This window comes from Candidatus Liberibacter asiaticus, assembly GCF_000590865.3.
Taxonomy (GTDB): Bacteria; Pseudomonadota; Alphaproteobacteria; order Rhizobiales; family Rhizobiaceae; genus Liberibacter; species Liberibacter asiaticus.
In genome coordinates this window covers 50,964-69,729 of record NZ_CP010804.2, presented here as the reverse complement: position 1 = coordinate 69,729, position 18,766 = coordinate 50,964, and the positions used below count along the sequence as shown (strand labels likewise).

The window sequence follows — 18,766 nt, the reverse complement described above, 5'->3', positions numbered from 1 at the left end:
CAATAAGATCTCTGGTAAAAAATGTTTTTTGAAAAGACCAATATACTGAAGACACATATTGAAGTAATACGTGACTAAAAGAACTTCCTTCCATTGGAGACCCTTTTTACGATAGTTCATACCAGAGCCAAGATCAGCAATGATCTCAATCCCAAAAGTCCAACCTTGTCGAGCATAACAGAGTTCAAAAATTGCTTCTGACGCTCTAGGTCATTTTTTGATCATGGTTAGATACACGAGCATAGGCAGTCATCTGAGATCACCCCCGTACAAAAGGACTATGTGGATGAAGATCCTTTTTTTATCATTCCTCATTTACCAAGATATCATTGCTTGGATTCTTGGATTTCGGTTTTAGAAATGGTATTCCTCCCTTGATTAGTGGTAGCTCTCCTTTCTGCTTTACATAATTTATCATATTTACTATGTCTTTGCATGGACATGCTATGTCCTATTTTCTTTCCCTCGATGCTCTGATCACTGGATTTCATCTCCTTGGTATAAGTTTCTTCAGCATTTTCTTGTAGCGGCTGATGATATTAGAGACGCTACTATTAATCCTTGTGGCATTCATTTAATTAATCGCTTCGTTAGTAATAGCCATAAAATGCACTTGTAGATTGCAAATAATTGATCATTGGTTTATTTGAGTCAACGTATACACTTTTGATAATTAGTTAAAAAGCGATCGTTTATGGAATTATGGTTGAGAAGGGTTACCGCTTTATTTCAATGCTTTTTAGAAATGATTTTGATGGCTTAATCCCATTTCAACCCTGCTCCTTGTTGATATTCTGTGACCCGAGTTTCGAAGAAGTTTTTTTCCTTTTTCAAATCTATTACTTCACTCATCCAAGGGAAAGGGTTTTCTGTATATTTGAACAAAGGTTCTAAACCGATTTGGTGACAACGACGATTGGCGATGAACTGCATATATTGTTCACATGAGGGAGCATTTAACCCCACGAACCCTTTTGGCATTGTTTCATGTGCATAGGCGATTTCGAGGAGGGTAGCTTCATGGAGCATGGTGCGACTTTTTTGTTGGAACTCTTTTGTCCAAAGATGGGGGTTTTCGATTTTAATTTGGTTGATGACATCAATACCAAAATTGAGATGCAGTGATTCATCTCGCATGATGTATTGATATTGTTCGGCGATTCCCACCATTTTATTGGCTCTTCCTAGCGATAGTATTTGAGCAAACCCCGTGTAAAACCACATTCCTTCAAACACGACATAAAAAACGAAGAGATCTTGTAAGAATTCTTGATCTGCGTCTTTTTGTTCCAGTAGTGAAGGATGGAGAGCTCAGAGTTTGAGTATACTGTAAAGCCCAATTGGCTTTAGCGGTGATGGAAGGGACTTCTCGATACATGTTAAATAGTTCTCCTTCATCAAGACCGAGACTAGTGATAATGTATTGGAAGGTATGGCTATGCACTGCTTCTTCGAATGCTTGTCGTAGGAGATATTGTCGACATTCAGGATTAGAAAGATGGCGATAGATTGCTAGGACAATATTGTTAGCGACTAGGCTTTCAGAAGAGGCGAAAAATCCGAGGTTACGTTTAATCATCAGGCGTTCATCATCTGTCAATCCGTTTTTTGATTTCCACAGTGCAAGATCGTCTTGCATAGGTACTTCGGTTGGCATCCAATGATTATTGCAAGCAGATAAATACTTTTCCCATGCCCATCCGTATTTTAGGGGTAATAACTGATTGACGTCGGAGCGGGCATTCAACATGCGTTTATCATCGACATTGACCCGCTTTTCTCCTGCTTGAATAGGGCTTAATCCTGTGTTATTTGCCATAGTTTTCCTTCTTTGTTCAGTGTTGAAAGGTGCGAGGGGGGTTAAAAAATAATCGTTGAATCAATAGGATATTATTGATGGGTTTTAAGGGTTATAAGGAGATTAAACAATTGATTATACGGTATAATATTTTAATGTGCCTATGTATATTAAGATCGTTATACATTTGAGTTCCAGAACTAAATGAATCACAGTCACTCATTATAACTGTCGATGATAGCAGAGATGCTCCCCATAATTTTCTAACATCCATTAATGCAATTTTCATTTCGACGACTAACTAAAAAAAATTTTAAGAATAATAAATCAATAACTCGTCTCTGTGAACCCCTTTTTAGGATGTCATTTTCTTTCCTCTTGAGATTCATAAAAAGTGGGGGAGTTACGAATAAAAGATCTTTAGGATAAGGAGTAGTTTAAATTCTTGATTTACAAGTACAATTCTAATGACTTTTTGTATTATGGATTTTCATGTAAATGATTCAAAAGAATTCTTAATAACGGGTAAAAAATGTATCTTTATCTTGATTGGTATAAAACAATAATAGTGTCGAAGGGAAAAGTTGAAAGCTTTTTTATAAAAAATGCATTCATAAATGGTAAGATGATATTTGAGGATTGACCTTAATAGGAATTCAGCTTAGAAATAACAGTATATAAAAAAGATAGTCGACCCTGCTTTTTTATTGATTAAACGTATCCCATGGTCACGGTTCTATGACGTGTATTTTTTGTGACCTGTCAAATTTTGCAAAACAAAGTTAGAGGAGGGTGCGTTTCCTAATCGTTTCTCTAGAGGATAGAGGATGTGGAAGCGGTAATTTGAGAGGAAGTATATATGAGTAAGCGTGAGTCATCTAAGCATAAGATTGATCGTCGTATAGGTGAAAATTTATGGGGACGTCCGAAGTCGCCTGTCAATACGCGTTCCTACGGACCTGGTTTACATGGTCAGCGTCGTAAGTCGAAGCCTTCCTATTTTGGATTGCAGTTGCGCGCTAAGCAGAAGATGAAAAAATATTATGGTGATATCAGTGAAAAGAAATTTCGCTCTATATTTAAAGAAGCAGATCGTAGTAGAGGCGATACTTCTCATAATTTGATTTCTTTTCTTGAATCTCGTTTGGACACCATAGTATACCGAGCTAAATTTGTTCCTACCATTTTTGCTGCGCGCCAGTTTGTGAATCATCGTCATGTACTTGTTAATGGTCGTTCTGTTAACATTGGATCATATCGCTGTAAGGAAGGTGATGTTATAGAGGTGAAACAAAAATCTAAACAATTGGCTTCTGTTTTAGAAGCTTCCCAGCTCGCTGAACGTGATGTGCCTGAATATATTAGTGTCAATCATGATAATATGGTTGCTACTTTTGTTAGAATCCCGTCTTCTCTCAAGGATGTTCCGTATCCTGTTATTATGCAACCTAATCTTGTTGTTGAGTTTTATTCCCGTTAAAAACTATATTGTGGGATAGATTACCTTGGGGGAATATATTTGGATTTAAAAAAAATTATAGATGGTATTTATGAAGAGATAAAGCCCCAAATTGGTCAAGGTCGTGTAGCAGATTATATTCCCGAATTGGCTAAGGTGCGTATTGATCATTTTGGTATGTCTCTTGCTTTAGAAGATGGCACTGTCTATTCCGTAGGTGAATCGGAATTTTTGTTTTCAATTCAAAGTATTTCGAAGGTTTTTCTTCTCACGATAGCTCTACGAAAGTTTGATGAGGAAATTTGGAAACGCGTTGGTCGGGAACCTTCAGGATCTTCTTTTGATTCAATAGTACAGCTTGAGAATGAGAATGGTATTCCCCGCAATCCGTTTGTTAATGCTGGAGCTATAGTTGTCTCGGATGCAGTTCTTGGGAGCAGTTCTGCAGATGATGCAATAGAGAATTTTTTGAATTTTATGCGTGGTATTGCCGGTGATGCATCAATTCATATTGATTCCGTTGTTGCTAATTCAGAAATTGAAACGGGTTACCGTAATTTTGCTCTTGCGAATTTTGTACGTTCTTATGGTAACATAAGGTATAAAATTGAGGATGTTTTGAAATTTTATTTTCATCAATGTTCCCTCATGATGAATTGCGTGCAACTTGCCAAGTCGGGTTTGTATCTTGCATTTCGAGGATATAATTCCTTAACGAATCAGTCGGTTATCTCTCCACTACAGTCCCGTTGCGTGAACGCAGTAATGCTGACATGTGGTCATTATGATCATTCTGGTGATTTTGCATATCGTGTTGGATTTCCTGGTAAAAGTGGTGTTGGAGGAGGTATTCTAGCTATTGTGCCGTCTAAAGCGTCCATTGCTGTTTGGTCTCCTGGTTTGGATAATTCTGGCAATTCCTTATTGGGTGCTAAAGCGCTTGAACTTTTAGCAATTCGCACAGGTTGGTCAATATTTGATCCTTCGGTGATCTAAAAATCAAGATATTGGTTTTCTAGCAGTTATTTTAGTGCATTTTCTTATCAATTTATATTGAATCGACCGACAGTTCCCTGATGACGTATGGATAAAAAAATCATGGGTTTATTTCTTCCGTAATTGAATAGGGAATCAGTTAGTATTTGATTATCCAAATAGGTAAATATAAATTTTGTTAAAAGAGAGCCTTTCGGCGTTTTTCCAGAATATAGGTAAAGAGGGATCGGATCGAACTTGTACATAAGGCTTTTATGGCGATTAAAAATTCAGGTGCTGAATTTTTTCTCATAGATGCTAAACATGGGTCATCAAAATATAAATATGCATAGGGAGGATGAAGCCACCACTAATTGGCTTTTTCATATCTTTAAACAATATAGAACATGAGGAAGGATGGCTTTGAGACGTGAAAACGATTAAGAATGAATAAATTCTGCGCTTTTGAGCTATTAATAAAGTAGTATATAGGAGAATATAAAATGTACATTTTGCAAATACTCAAAAATTATTTTATAGATAATTGATTTTAAAATTCCACTAAAGTAGTTTTACTTCAATAGTTTATTAGATATTTTTGTAGATAATAAAATTAGACTTACTACAGATATGATACTTCTATAAATATTGCTAACGCTCTTACAGAGCAGTATTATCTTAAAATACCGCTGTGCTTCATCTCGATTAAGTTGAAGTGCCTTAAAACGCTCTTTCGGGTATCCTCTACAGCACGTTGTGCCCTGTCTTTCTCCTTCTGTATCCATGCTCTGTAAACCTTTACAAACTATCTATCTACATGATTTCGCCATTCTTATTTTATCTCTTCTTCAGACATGAGATTTCCCTCCTTTTTAATTTTTGAAAATTGCAGGAGTGGTTTAAAGAATCGTTGAACCAATAGGATAGTATTGACGATTTTCGAGGATTAAGTAATTACCCTATCCACTTTATATTGAACAGTACATTTCAAATTCAACAGGGGAAGGGCTGCTTTCTAGCTTCAGTACTTCTTTCATTTTTAAGTTGATAAATGCATCAATTTGATCATCGTCAAAAACATTTCCCACTTTTAAGAATTCCCTATCTTTATCGAGGTTTTCCAAGGATTCGCGTAGTGAAATGCATATTCTCGGTATTGTGTTTTGTTCTTCTAAAGAGAGTTCATCAATATTTTTCCCAGGGTGAATTTTTTTGGCAATTCCATCTAATCCTGCCATGAGGATGGCGGCAGGTGCAAGATAAGGATTAGCACTAAGATCGGGAAATCTGATTTCAATGCTTTTATTGTCTGACTTGTTTTCATATGGGATACGACAAGAGGCTGAATGATTATGAGTTGAATAAGTAAGTTTTGTTGGAGACTGACTATCAGTTAGTAAGCGTTTATAGGAATTAGTTGAAGCATTTGTTAAAGCATTCAAGGATTTTGCATGTTTGATGATACCTCCTAGATAATAAAGGCCTTTTAGAGATACTCTATCATGTTGATTCCCTGTAAAAATCGCTTTTTCCCCTTTGTGAATTGACATATTTAGATACATGCCTGAACCATTATGAGAAGCGATAGGTTTTGGCATAAAAGTAGCAATCTTGCAATATGAATTGGCTACTTGATGAACAGAATATTTATACTTTTGCAGATTGTCAGAAGCATGTAATAATGATTCTGATTGTAAACCGAATGAGTGTTGAGCATCATTTATTTGATTATGATATTTTGTGATTTGAACGCCTATGTTATTTAGAGCGCTTACAATTTCGGATCGCATATCATGCAACTTATCTTGTGGAGGCAGTGTATAACTACTCTTCGCGTGTGAATCATATCCTTTATTATTGCCGTTTTGTAAAAATTCAGTGGACTCCAATGCAAATCCTGATTTGATGGGCGAAATTGTACAATGAACGTTGTCAAATACAAAAAATTCGGTTGTTATTCCGAGTAATAATGTATCACCTATGTCTGTTGTTTGGAGGTAATCTATTGCCTTTTGGGCAGTATAACGAGGATCACGATTATAGGGTTGGAGAGTAATAGGGTCATATACGTTACAGATGAATGCTACTGTTGATTGTGCATAAAATGGATCCATGTGCATTGTTTCTATATCGGGGATTAGAAGTAAATTTGGATGTTTAGAATGCCATCCATCGATAGAAGAGCTATCAAACGTGATTCCATTTAGAAGAGTGTTTTCATTGAACAAGGAGACGTTCATTGATATATGGCGAAATTTTCCTTGTAAGTCGGTAAAACGTAAATCAATGAATTTTACCTTCTCTTGTGCAATTTTTTGGATAATGCTAGTAGCTTTATCAACCATTTTACACTCTCCTTCTATTTTTTGTGTAATGAAGAAATAATACAATAATCTTTAGTGAAAATTTTTTTCTTATATCGCAATGTGAAGATCATCTTTTTTTGATATTAGTTGGTAAAGGTGTGTTGTACTCTATGGTTTCTACTATGGTATAATACTTGAGATATTGGCAACATACAGTTCGGGTATCATTATTTTTAATAACAGTAAACCATATTCTTATAATCATTTGTTTTTTAAGATAGATTTGAGAAATTTTCCAGTATATGAAAGGGGTTCTTTGGCTATTGCTTCTGGGGGTCCAGATGCGATGATTTCTCCACCGCCATCTCCTCCTTCTGGTCCAAAATCTAAAATCCAATCAGCTGTTTTGATAACTTCTAGATTATGTTCGATAACAATAATAGAGTTTCCTCTGTCAACGAGTGTGTGCAAAATATTCAATAGTTTGGCTATGTCATGATAATGCAGACCAGTCGTGGGTTCATCTAATATGTAGAGGGTGTTGCCTGTAGCTTGTTTCGAGAGTTCTTTGGCAAGTTTCACGCGTTGCGATTCTCCTCCTGATAGTGTATTGGCTGACTGTCCAATTTTAATGTATCCCAGGCCTACTTCTTTCAGGGTTGTTAATTTATTATGTATTGTGGGAATAGCCGCAAAAAAATCTAAGCTTTCGTCAACTGTCATAGAGAGAACATCGGCTATTGATTTATCTTTGAAGCGTATTTGTAGGGTTTCAGGATTATAGCGTTGTCCTTGGCATACATCACATGTGATGTATACATCTGGAAGGAAGTGCATTGCAATTTTTATTACACCGTTTCCTTCACAAACCTCGCATCTTCCCCCTTTGACATTGAAAGAAAAACATCCGGCTTTATATCCACATGCTTTGGATTCAGGTAGGTTGCTAAACAAATCGCGGATTGGTGTGAACGCTCCAACATAAGTTGCGGGATTAGAGCGAGGTGTATGACCGATAGGAGATTGATTGATGCTGACAACTTTGTCGATATACTCAAGCCCATCAATACGGTCATATATTCCAGGATTATACTTAGATCCCATAATAATGCGCGCAGCTGCTTTGTATAAAGTAGATATAAGAAAAGTAGATTTTCCTCCTCCGGATATTCCAGTAATTGCGGTAAATAATCCAAGAGGGATAGATCCTGTGACGTTTTTCAAATTGTTGCTTCGTGCGTTGATAACGTGAATCATTCGATTTGGATTATATTGGCGTCTTTTTTCTGGTATTTTAATGCTCATTTTGCCAGACATATATTTCCCAGTTAGGGAGGTTGGATGTGCTATAATTTGAGATGGAGAGCCTTCTGCTACGATTTTCCCTCCATTAATACCAGCTTCTGGTCCTATATCTACAATATGATCGGCAGCGAGCATGGTTTCTTCATCATGTTCAACAACGATCACAGTATTCCCTGTATCGCGAAGATGTTTGAGAGTGTTGATTAGCTTAGTATTATCACGTTGGTGCAAGCCTATAGAGGGTTCGTCTAATATATAAAGCACTCCGGTTAATGCAGATCCTATTTGGGATGCGAGGCGTATACGCTGACTTTCTCCATTTGATAACATGTTGGAATTACGTGATAAAGTTAAATAATCAAGTCCTATTTCCACAAGAAAATGAATTCTTTTCTGAATTTCTTTTAGAATAGATTCTGATATTTTATTGGCTTTTTGTGTGATTTGTGTGGGGAGTTGTTCAAACCAAATTTGTGCTTTTTTAATTGACATATCGGCGATTTCTCCGATATGTTTGCCGGCAATTTTGACTGCGAGTGATTCATCTTTAAGACGATATCCATGACAAATTGTGCAAGGAGATGAAGACATATATCGTTGTATTATTTCTTGGAGAAGTGAGGAATCCGCCTCACTCCAACGTTTTTCTAAGGTTGGAATGATTCCCCTGAAGGATAGATTGGAATATGAAGATTTCTTATGACGAGCTAGGGCAATGCTGTTTTTTTTTGTTCCGTAAAGAAGTATTTGTTGATTTTCATTAGATAAAAGATCCCAACTATCATTGATAGAAAATCCTAGATCTTTCCCTAAAGCGGTGAGAATGTTGGTATGATATGCGGATAAAGGATTTGACCAAGGAGCGATGGCGCCATTATTTAATGCTAATTTTGAATTAGGGATCACAAGTTTTTCATCTACTTTTTGTCTTGTTCCCAGCCCATCGCAATGATGGCAGGCACCTGCTGGGTTATTGAAAGAAAAAATACGAGGTTCTATCTCTGCGATACTGAATCCTGATACAGGACAGGAAAGATTTTCAGAAAAAAGAATATGATCAGAGGAGTTATGAGACAGATTTGGGCTTGTTTTTTCATCATTATGGAAAGTAGAATCCGCAATAGTGGCAATAGCTAAACCATTGGTTAATTGCAGACAAGTTCTCAGGCTATTGACGATTCTTTCTCTGATATTCTCATGAACGACAATGCGATCTACAACAACTTCGATAGTATGTTTGTATTTTTTATCAAGGTCGGGTGCGTCGGATATATGATAAAACACCCCATCAATTTGCACTCTTTGAAATCCTTTTTTGAGTATTTCTGCTAGCTCTTTTTTATATTCTCCTTTGCGATTTCGTACTATAGGAGCTAGCAAGTACATGCGAGTTCCTTGTTCAAATGAAAGAAGGCGATCTGCCATTTGGCTGATAGTTTGGCTTTCTATAGGGAGTCCTGTTGTGGGAGAATGGGGAATGCCTATTCGTGCAAACAGTAAGCGCAAATAATCATGGATTTCGGTTATGGTACCAACAGTAGAACGAGGATTATGAGATGTATTTTTTTGTTCAATGGATATGGTAGGAGATAAGCCATCAATTTGTTCTACATCTGGTTTTTTGATGGTTCCTAAAAATTGTCGTGCATATGTAGAGAGACTTTCTACATATCGTCTTTGTCCTTCGGCATGAATTGTATCAAAAGCTAGTGAGGATTTTCCCGATCCAGAAACACCAGTCATGACAATTAATTTATTGCGTGGCAATTCTATGCTAATGTTCTGAAGATTGTGTTCCCGAGCACCGCGAATGGAAATATTTTTGATTTTACTCATTATGTTTGATAGAATCTGTGTTGGATGAGGATATTAGTACAAATTATTATGTATGGTAGGAAGAATCACCTGTAAAGTAGTATAGAAAAATAGCATATACGAATAAAGGGATATAATATATCGATTCCATATTTTTAGAATAGAGTTGGTTTTTATTGATGAAGAATTCTATGAGCAACTAAGGAAATTGGGGTGTTTTATAAATGGTAGCAAGTCTCAATAAGGTTATTTTGATAGGAAATCTCGGAGCAGATCCGGATGTGCGGCATACGCAAGATGGGCGTAAGATTGTAAATATTCGTATTGCTACTTCTGACAGTTGGAAAGATCGTGTTACGAATGAACGTCGTGAAAAAACAGAATGGCACTCCGTCATCGTTTTTTCTGAAGAGCTTTGTAGGATTGTGGAACAGTATCTTCGCAAAGGTTCTAAAGTTTATATAGAAGGTTCGCTTCAAACTCGTAAGTGGCAGGATCAATCTGGTAATAACCGTTATACGACGGAGATTATTATGCGTAGTATGGTTATGTTAGATGGGCGTAGAGATTCTTTACAAGGTGAAGAACAGAGGAGTGAACAGCATAGTAATAATTTAAAGGAAAATGTTGTTGGTAACCGCTATTCATCACCACGAGAAGAGAGTGTATTCTCTGATGAACTTGACGATGAGATTCCGTTTTAGTAATCGTATATAAGAATTAGATTCAGTAGATGTGATCTCTTGATCTACTGGAGTGCCCTCTATTTATACTTTTCGCTTGTACGAGGGGTACTGATACGGTAACGTGTACTAACAGTTTTATAAGAGGATCATGAAATCCATTGACCGAGCATATTATATCTAGTGATGAAGAAGAGGAGAAGGGCATAACTTCTGTTTCAATAACAGATGAAATGCAAAATTCTTATCTTACTTATGCAATTAATGTCATTTTAGGCCGTGCTATCCCTGATTTGCGAGATGGGTTAAAACCTGTTCATCGTCGTATACTTTTTGGTATGATGCAGATGGGCGTAGAATGGAATAAAAAATATGTGAAGTGCGCACGTATTTCCGGAGAGGTGATGGGTAAATACCACCCACATGGTAATGCTGCCATTTATGACGCATTGGCGCGTATGGCACAGGACTGGTCTTTGCGTTTGTTGTTAATTGAAGGACAAGGAAATTTTGGATCAGTCGATGGAGATCCTCCGGCAGCAGAAAGGTATACTGAATGTCGTTTGCAGAAAGCAGCGCATTTTCTGCTAGATGATCTTGGTAAAGATACTGTTGATTTCCGCCCTAACTATGATGGCTCTTTTCAAGAACCTGTTGTGCTTTGTGCTAGATATCCCAATGTGCTGGTCAATGGTGGTGGCGGTATTGCCGTTGGCATGGCTACCAATATCCCGACTCATAATTTGGGAGAAGTGGTTGATGGTTGTGTGGCCGTAATTGATAATCCTGATATTGATCTGGATGCCTTGATGGAGATTATTCGTGGTCCAGATTTTCCAACAGGAGCGGTGATCTTAGGACGTACTGGCATTAAAAATGCTTATGCAACGGGTCGGGGATCTATTGTAATACGAGGGGTCAGTCACATAGAAAAAACATCAGGCGATCGGGAGCAAATTGTCGTTACTGAGATTCCATATCAGGTTAATAAAGCGGCAATGCTTGAAAAGATTGCTGAATTAGTTAGAGAAAAGCGGATAGTTGATATAGCAGATCTGCGAGATGAATCGGATCGTCAAGGTTATCGAGTGGTCATTGAGTTGAAGCGAGGTGCTTCTGCGGATGTTATTCTCAACCAATTATATCGTTATACTTCTTTACAAAGTTTATTTAGCGTCAATATGGTTGCTTTGAATGGATATAAACCTGAGCGTTTTACCCTCATAGGAATACTCAAGGCTTTTGTTGCTTTTCGTGAGGAAGTGGTTGTAAGAAGAACAAAATATCTTTTGAATAAAGCACGTGATAGAGCTCATGTTTTGGTAGGTTTGGCTATTGCTGTGGCTAATTTAGACGAAGTTGTTCGTATTATTCGTTTTTCACCTAATCCAGAAACTGCTCGGCGAGAGCTTATGCAGAGAAGTTGGAACGCTTCTGATATTAAAGATTTAATTGATCTGATTGATGATTCAAGTTATACTATAGGTAGTGATGGAACGATGTACTTATCAGAAGTACAGACGCGTGCTATTCTAGAGCTTCGCTTAGCGCGGTTGACGGGATTGGGTCGAGACGATATTCGTAATGAGTTAAATAGTCTTGGCATAGAGATTAAGGAGTGCTTAGACATTTTGTCGTCGCGATCTCGTCTGCTGGGTATTATCAAGCAGGAACTGCTATCGGTTAAAGATGAACTTGATACTCCTCGTCGGACACGAATTGTAGAGGGTTTATTAGATATGGAAGACGAAGATTGCATTGTGCGAGAAGACATGGTCGTGACGGTTTCGCATCTCGGATATGTCAAACGAGTACCACTTTCTGTCTATCGGGCGCAGCGTCGTGGTGGTAAGGGGCGATCCGGTGTGGTGATGCGTGACGAAGATTTCGTTACGGATCTATTTATCGTGAGCACACATACTTCCGTTCTTTTTTTCTCTTCTTTAGGATTTGTGTATAAAGAAAAGGTATGGCGTTTACCTATTGGATCACCTCAAGCGCGCGGGAAAGCATTGATTAATATCCTCTCTTTAAATCAAGGTGAGCGTATCACAACGATTATGCCTTTTCCAGAGGATGAATCGAGTTGGAATAACTTATATGTCGTATTTGCTACTAAGCATGGCAATGTACGGCGTAATAAACTTTCTGATTTTATTCAAATCAATCGTAGTGGTAAGATTGCGATGAAATTAGATTCAAGAGATGAGATTCTTTCCGTTGAAACCTGTACACAAGAAAATGATATATTGTTGACTACTAAACTTGGACAATGTGTCCGCTTTCCGATTTCTGCTATACGAGTATTTGCGGGACGTAATTCTGTCGGAGTTAGGGGCATATCACTTGCTAAAGGTGATCAAGTTATTTCTATGGCAATTGTTCTTCATGCAGATGCGGATTATGATGAACGAATTTGTTATATGAAACATATGTCCGCCCAACGTCGTCTTATTTCAGGTGATACGGAAGAAATTACTTCTCTTAAAAATGATTCTTCTGTTGAGGGCAATATTTCGGAAGAGCGTTGTCAAGAATTAAAATTAAAAGAGCAATTTATCTTAACTGTATCAGAAAAAGGATTCGGGAAGAGAACATCTTCTTATGATTTTCGTATTTCTAATCGTAGCGGAAAAGGTATTCGTGCAACTGATGTGTCAAAAATAAATGAAATAGGAGCATTGGTAGCGGTATTTCCAGTTAACGATAATGATCAAATCATCCTTGTTTCGGATAAAGGAACTCTTATTCGAGTACCAGTCAATGAGATTAGAATTGCTAGCCGTGCTACCAAAGGGGTTGTTATTTTTTCTACTGCGAAAGATGAAAGGGTAGTATCAGTAGAACGCATTAGAGAATCTGAGATAGTTGATGAAGCGGAGTCAACAGAATAAACAAATTTTCTTTAGTATGCAGAGTTCTGCGAAGACAAAAAGGATTGTTATCACTCGGATTATACTGTGATTTCGGGGATATTATTTGAAGAACTGATAAAACTGATAGTTAAGATATAGTCGTGTTTTTTGTTCCGATGGGATAGGGAATAATGATAATCTTCCCTTTGTGAAAAAAATATTTAGGCAGGAGAAAAACAGCTGATCTTTGATTGTTTCAGAATAATTTTGGCGTGTGGCTTATGGTAAAAATAATGATGGTTAATATTATTTGAAATTGTTTAACATGGTATTGTTCTAAAAATTTAAACCTAATAGATGGTCAGGTACCCAATGTTATTCTATTCTAAGGATTACATCGAAGCGATGAGACCATGAGGTCGGCTTCTATTTTTAGAATAGTTGTGTTCTAATTGTATCGTTTTTTAAATGGCAGATTATGTAGTATTACTTCAGTAAGAAATTGGTGATAATGATTTTTTATGGTAAATATCGTATTAAAATTTGAAATGATGGTATCGGTATCGTATTTAAACCTGATAATCTTCACACGTTCATTCTATTGCATCAATCAATAAATTTTATCAATTATTTTTTAGAAAAGGATTACTCGTTCATGATGAGAAAGGCTGTTTATACAGGGTCTTTTGATCCTATTACCAATGGACATATGGATATAATCATTCAAGCTCTTTCTTTTGTTGAGGATCTAGTCATAGCTATTGGTTGTAACTCTGTTAAAACAAAAGGTTTTCTTTCAATTCAAGAGCGTTCGGAGTTGATTAAGCAATCTATTTTTCATTTTATTCCTGATAGCAGTAATAGAGTTTCTGTTATCTCTTTTGAAGGGTTAGCAGTCAATTTAGCAAAAGATATTTCTGCTCAAGTGATAGTACGTGGTTTGCGAGATATGACAGATTTTGATTATGAAATGCGTATGACATCTGTGAATCGCTGTCTTTGTCCGGAAATTGCAACTATTGCCCTTTTCGCTAAGGAATCTTCTCGGTATGTAACCTCCACTTTAATTCGTCATCTTATCTCAATAGATGCAGATATAACGTCTTTTGTCCCAGATCCTGTTTGTGTTTTTTTTAAAAAACATCGTCATCTCTCTTGTTAAATATGATTCTATAAAATTGTTTCCTAATACGATATTTTCTTGATTACATTCGCGTTTTTGTTATATACGATTGATATTTCCTAAAAAAATGATTTGTAATAATTTTTTCCTAGTGTATTTTTTACCAATAAAATATGTCATTTGATGGTGTTGTCATATTATTCAGATGATTAAAAAATAAAGGAGATAATGCAACTATGATGGTGAAGGAATTTGATTTTGATCTTCCACCTTCTAGAATTGCATTAAGACCTGTATTCCCACGGGATAGTGCACGTCTTATGGTTGTTCATCCAAATTTATCATGTCCCTTGGTAATTTCAGATCATTTAGTATCTGATCTGCCTGCTTTTTTAAATTCTAATGATGCAATTGTATTTAACAATACTAAGGTTATAACAGCACAATTAAATGGAGTACGTTTCTGTCATATAAATAGGAGAGAGAAGGAGATATCTTGTACTTTGCATATGCGTGTTTCTCCTAATAGTTGGAGTGTATATGCCCGTCCAAGTAAAGTGATCAAAAAAGGAGATATACTTCATTTTTTTTCACAGGATGGACAGTCTAGATTAGAGGCTACGGTTATAGACAAGTGGAATACAGGGGAAATTTTATTAGTTTTTTCCATTTCTGGTATAGAATTAGAGAGACAAATTTCTCTGGTAGGCACTATACCATTACCTCCGTATATTGCGCGAAAACGTCCTATAGATGCACGTGATTATGTTGATTATCAAACGACATATGCTAAAATCCAAGGTTCAGTAGCAGCGCCAACAGCTGGTCTTCATTTTACATCTAATCTTTTATCTAGGCTTATTTCTATTGGTATTAAGGTATATTTCGTGACTTTACATGTTGGTGCAGGAACTTTTATGCCAGTAAAAGTAGAAGATACTGACGATCATATTATGCATAGTGAAATAGGTTTTATAGACGCGCCAACAGCACAAGCACTAAATTCCGTCAAATCCCGAGGAGGGCGTATAGTTTCTGTTGGAACGACATCATTGCGTCTTTTAGAAACTGCAACAACAGAAGATGGAATCATAAATCCATGGTCTGGCTTCACTAATATTTTTATCACTCCAGGATATCGCTTTCGGGCGGTTGATATATTAATGAGTAATTTCCATTTGCCGAAATCAACTTTATTAATGTTGGTATCAGCATTTTGTGGAATAGAAGAAACAAAGAAAATGTATCAACATGCTATTTCTCATGCATATCGTTTTTATTCATACGGCGATACGAGCTTGCTTTTTCAAAAACGATAATGTTTTTTGAAATGAGATAATGGGAAAATACTTTTGGAAATTGTAAAATAAAGAATGCTGAAAACTACAGGAATTAAGATTCCTTTTCGGAGTGTTTTGTATTGTGTTGATAATCTTTTCCCATAGTGACAGTATGATAATGAGGATAAAAGATGATTGCTATTAAAATCGATTATCTCTTCTTCTTTATGAGAATTTTGATGCAATAATAACAATATTATGTTTCCTTCTAGAAATGTTGAATGTGGATAAAAATTTTCATTTTAATCTTAAAGCTGTCAGCGGTAGTGCTCGTCTAGGCGAAATTATTACTCCTAGAGGGGTTATTAAAACGCCAGCGTTCATGCCAGTTGGTACTGCCGGAACTGTTAAAGCGATGTACTTTGATCAAGTGCGTGATTTAGGTGCAGATGTCATTTTAGGCAATGCTTATCATTTAATGTTACGACCTGGTGCTGAGCGTATTGCACGTTTGGGGGGATTACATAAATTTATTCGTTGGTTTAAGCCAATACTGACGGATTCAGGTGGCTTCCAAGTGATGTCTCTTTCAAAATTATGTTCTATTGATGAACAAGGTGTTCGGTTTAGGAGTCATATTGATGGTAGTCTTTATCGTGTTTCACCAGAAGAATCGGTTCACATTCAAAATCTTCTTGGATCTGATATACAAATGCAGCTCGATGAATGTTTAGCGCTTCCTGCTGAGGATAAGGAGCTTAAACGCGCAATGGAATTATCATTGAGATGGGCTGAAAGATCCCTTGTAGCATTTGGTAATCAACCAGGTAAAGCTTTGTTCGGTATTGTGCAAGGTGGTGATAATATTAATCTTCGCTCTTTTTCTGCAGAACGTTTAAAAGAATTAGATCTTAAGGGCTATGCGATTGGTGGTTTAGCAGTTGGTGAGCCACAAGAAGTGATGTTGCATATTTTATCAAATGTTTTGCCCATATTACCTGTTGAAAGACCACATTATTTAATGGGAGTGGGTACACCAGATGATATTTTAAAATCGGTAAGTTATGGGGTAGATATGTTTGATTGTGTTATGCCTACCCGTGCAGGAAGACATGGTCTTGCTTTTACTCGTTTTGGTAAAATAAACTTGCGTAATGCAAGGCATATCGATGATATGCGTCCTTTGGATGCAGAATCTCATTGTTCTGCATTGCGTGATTATTCTCGTGCCTATTTACACCATCTTTTACGTGTCAATGAATCTCTAGCAGGGATGATTTTGTCTTGGGCAAATCTTGCTTATTATCAAGATTTAATGAAAGAAATTAGAAGTGCTATTGCAGAAGATTGTTTTGTAGATTTTGCGATGCAAACGCAAGAAAATTGGAAAAAAGGCGATATTCCCCCAATATTCACATAAGGAATATAGCAGTATAACTTATTTTAATGGCAGGTTTTACTGATTAGTCATTGGATAACGGTTGATCTATTTTTTCTCACTTTGTTTTGTTGATATTACGTCATTTATGTTTGCATATTCATGCAAAATTGTTGGGCCAAAAACGCTTTCAAATGACTTGCGAATAAGCGTATCGATATATTTCATTGAATAACTATAACCTAATTCCTTTAAACTAGTCACGCCATGTTGGCTAATACCACAAGGAACGATTCCAGTATAATAGCTTAGATCTGGGGAAATATTAAGTGAAAGTCCATGAAACGATATCCACTTTCGTATTCGTATTCCAATGGCAGCAATTTTTTCTTCAATTAGTAACAGTTGATTGTCTCGTGTTTTATTTGAGCGAACTACCCAAATTCCAACACGATCTTCACGTCTTTCACCTACTATACCCAATATTTTAAGAGTGCGTATAATAACTTCTTCGAGGGCTGCCACAAAACAGCGTAAATCTTTGCGACGTTTTGCGAGATTAAGCATGATATAAATGATGCGTTGTCCTGGTCCGTGATAAGTATATCCACCTCCACGTCCTGTAGTATAAACAGGAAGACTTTTAGGAGATAGCAAATCATCGGAAATAGCACTCGTGCCACTAGTATAGAGGGGGGGATGCTCGAGAAGCCAAACCAATTCTTCGGCATTGCCTAAAGAGATGCGTTGGATTTCACGTTCCATAATGATTTGAGATTCCTCGTAATCAACAGGATTATCCATCACCCACCAACGAATGGGAGATATATTTTCCATAGGAAACATTGAAGTATTAAGAGCATTCCTTGATAATAATTCCATAAAGAAGCCATTCTTGGTGCGGTCGAGAAGACTCGAACTTCCACAGGTTGCCCCACAGCGACCTCAACGCTGCGCGTATACCAATTCCGCCACGACCGCTTTTTACGTACTACATTCAACTAACAGAAGATGGACTCATATACAAGATAAATAATATTCTAAAAATTTAAACTACAGAGATTTTTTTTATGATGCTACTAGAAGACGATATCGGCTGGTTCAGTGTAACCAATATTGTCCGAATACTTAATAGGTGTACACGAGTCAGAAATGACTACTGACTTCATAGTGATTGACGAACCACTAAGATCCAAAGTTTCCTTTTAGTAATGAGTAGAGCAAAGAAAGGGAGCATTCCTGTAAGAATTCTCCCTTTCGTCTTTCATCATTATTGAGTGGCTTGTTTTAAATTTACCTTATTTAAGATCGTGCAGTTTTCCCCGCTTCTTTAGTTTCCACAACTTTTGTATTCTCTACAGTTGCTGTAGTGATAATTGTAGCCGCATCTTTAGATTCGTTAGCCTTTCTCTCTTGTCTAGCTACACCTACTTTAGCTTTTCTATCTTCCATAGTTTTAATCGCATCAGCTTTGCTCTTTTCTATAGCCATAACTATGTCAGATCTATATTTATATTTAGCTTCTGCAATACGAACTAAGTCAGTTTTATCCTTAGCATTAGACCTAGCTATGTCAATTTCAGCTTGATTTCCGCTATCTTTAGCTTTTGCTTCAGCTATTTTAGCATCAGCTTCAGCCTGAGCTGTTTCTAATTCAGCCATAGCTTTTTTTGCTGCAGCTTCAGCTATTTTAAATCAATTTTCGTCATCTTTTGTTTTTTCACTCATAACTTTGTCAATTGAGGCTAAAAGAGCTTTGTGATTGTCCCTTTGTTGATTTTCTTTTATT

At 36.7% G+C, this 18,766-nt stretch carries 12 protein-coding genes, 1 tRNA gene and 2 pseudogenes; 7 read left to right on the top strand and 8 right to left on the bottom strand.

The features are described from left to right. Positions 1-93 precede the first annotated feature (93 nt). The 3 genes and pseudogenes from CD16_RS05765 to CD16_RS00310 form a co-directional block, all read right to left on the bottom strand. Positions 94-247: pseudogene (locus tag CD16_RS05765) on the bottom strand (recombinase family protein); the annotation flags it as partial. A gap of 79 nt (positions 248-326) precedes the next feature. Beyond that, complete coding sequence (locus tag CD16_RS05685; RefSeq protein ID WP_012778409.1) at positions 327-491, bottom strand: hypothetical protein; 165 nt, start codon at positions 489-491, stop codon at positions 327-329. 268 nt (positions 492-759) lie between these two features. Further along, positions 760-1,819 (bottom strand): annotated as a pseudogene (locus CD16_RS00310) (ribonucleotide-diphosphate reductase subunit beta). 838 nt (positions 1,820-2,657) lie between these two features. Between CD16_RS00310 and rpsD the strand changes: the two are divergent. Together rpsD and CD16_RS00300 are read left to right on the top strand one after the other, a co-directional pair. After that, positions 2,658-3,278: a 30S ribosomal protein S4 gene (gene rpsD, locus CD16_RS00305; RefSeq protein ID WP_012778407.1), complete on the top strand. Its 621-nt coding sequence runs from the start codon at positions 2,658-2,660 to the stop codon at positions 3,276-3,278. Positions 3,279-3,317: 39 nt separating this feature from the next. Beyond that, on the top strand, positions 3,318-4,253 hold the full coding sequence (locus CD16_RS00300; RefSeq protein WP_012778406.1) for a glutaminase: 936 nt from the start codon (positions 3,318-3,320) through the stop codon (positions 4,251-4,253). A gap of 947 nt (positions 4,254-5,200) precedes the next feature. Here CD16_RS00300 and glnA read toward each other — a convergent pair. Both glnA and uvrA read right to left on the bottom strand, forming a co-directional pair. Then, on the bottom strand, positions 5,201-6,577 hold the full coding sequence (glnA, locus tag CD16_RS00295; RefSeq protein WP_012778405.1) for a type I glutamate--ammonia ligase: 1,377 nt from the start codon (positions 6,575-6,577) through the stop codon (positions 5,201-5,203). A 222-nt stretch (positions 6,578-6,799) separates the two neighbouring features. Beyond that, on the bottom strand, positions 6,800-9,679 hold the full coding sequence (gene uvrA / locus CD16_RS00290; protein ID WP_012778404.1) for an excinuclease ABC subunit UvrA: 2,880 nt from the start codon (positions 9,677-9,679) through the stop codon (positions 6,800-6,802). A gap of 203 nt (positions 9,680-9,882) precedes the next feature. Here uvrA and ssb point away from each other — a divergent pair, with 203 nt between their 5' ends. From ssb to tgt, 5 genes are all read left to right on the top strand, one after another. Next, a complete protein-coding gene (ssb, locus tag CD16_RS00285; RefSeq protein WP_012778403.1) occupies positions 9,883-10,362 on the top strand; it encodes a single-stranded DNA-binding protein in 480 nt (159 codons plus the stop codon). 140 nt (positions 10,363-10,502) lie between these two features. After that, entirely contained in the window at positions 10,503-13,235 is a 2,733-nt protein-coding gene (gene gyrA / locus CD16_RS00280) for a DNA gyrase subunit A (RefSeq protein ID WP_012778402.1), read from the top strand. Between the two features lie 616 nt (positions 13,236-13,851). Beyond that, entirely contained in the window at positions 13,852-14,358 is a 507-nt protein-coding gene (gene coaD / locus CD16_RS00275) for a pantetheine-phosphate adenylyltransferase (protein WP_015452319.1), read from the top strand. Between the two features lie 197 nt (positions 14,359-14,555). Further along, positions 14,556-15,638, top strand: coding sequence for a tRNA preQ1(34) S-adenosylmethionine ribosyltransferase-isomerase QueA (gene queA / locus CD16_RS00270; RefSeq protein WP_012778400.1), 1,083 nt, complete (start codon positions 14,556-14,558; stop codon positions 15,636-15,638). 244 nt (positions 15,639-15,882) lie between these two features. After that, on the top strand, positions 15,883-17,019 hold the full coding sequence (gene tgt / locus CD16_RS00260; RefSeq protein WP_012778398.1) for a tRNA guanosine(34) transglycosylase Tgt: 1,137 nt from the start codon (positions 15,883-15,885) through the stop codon (positions 17,017-17,019). Between the two features lie 66 nt (positions 17,020-17,085). On the opposite strand, the gene lipB is transcribed toward tgt, so the two are convergent. The 3 genes from lipB to CD16_RS00245 form a co-directional block, all read right to left on the bottom strand. Further along, positions 17,086-17,859 (bottom strand): lipoyl(octanoyl) transferase LipB, encoded by a 774-nt coding sequence (gene lipB / locus CD16_RS00255; protein WP_015452318.1) that lies wholly within the window; start codon positions 17,857-17,859, stop codon positions 17,086-17,088. 14 nt (positions 17,860-17,873) lie between these two features. Continuing rightward, positions 17,874-17,958, bottom strand: a tRNA-Leu gene (locus CD16_RS00250). 321 nt (positions 17,959-18,279) lie between these two features. Beyond that, positions 18,280-18,639, bottom strand: a complete 360-nt coding sequence (locus CD16_RS00245; protein WP_012778396.1) for a hypothetical protein — start codon at positions 18,637-18,639, stop codon at positions 18,280-18,282. Positions 18,640-18,766: the final 127 nt, after the last annotated feature.

Excerpts from the sequence above, each read along its gene's own strand:
- coaD (WP_015452319.1), top strand. The coding sequence starts at position 13,852 with ATGATGAGAAAGGCTGTTTATACAGGGTCTTTTGATCCTATTACCAAT.
- CD16_RS05685 (WP_012778409.1), bottom strand. The coding sequence starts at position 491 with ATGAAATCCAGTGATCAGAGCATCGAGGGAAAGAAAATAGGACATAGC.
- ssb (WP_012778403.1), top strand. The coding sequence starts at position 9,883 with ATGGTAGCAAGTCTCAATAAGGTTATTTTGATAGGAAATCTCGGAGCA.
- queA (WP_012778400.1), top strand. The coding sequence starts at position 14,556 with ATGATGGTGAAGGAATTTGATTTTGATCTTCCACCTTCTAGAATTGCA.
- glnA (WP_012778405.1), bottom strand. The coding sequence starts at position 6,577 with ATGGTTGATAAAGCTACTAGCATTATCCAAAAAATTGCACAAGAGAAG.
- rpsD (WP_012778407.1), top strand. The coding sequence starts at position 2,658 with ATGAGTAAGCGTGAGTCATCTAAGCATAAGATTGATCGTCGTATAGGT.
- CD16_RS00245 (WP_012778396.1), bottom strand. The coding sequence starts at position 18,639 with ATGGCTGAATTAGAAACAGCTCAGGCTGAAGCTGATGCTAAAATAGCT.
- lipB (WP_015452318.1), bottom strand. The coding sequence starts at position 17,859 with ATGGAATTATTATCAAGGAATGCTCTTAATACTTCAATGTTTCCTATG.
- uvrA (WP_012778404.1), bottom strand. The coding sequence starts at position 9,679 with ATGAGTAAAATCAAAAATATTTCCATTCGCGGTGCTCGGGAACACAAT.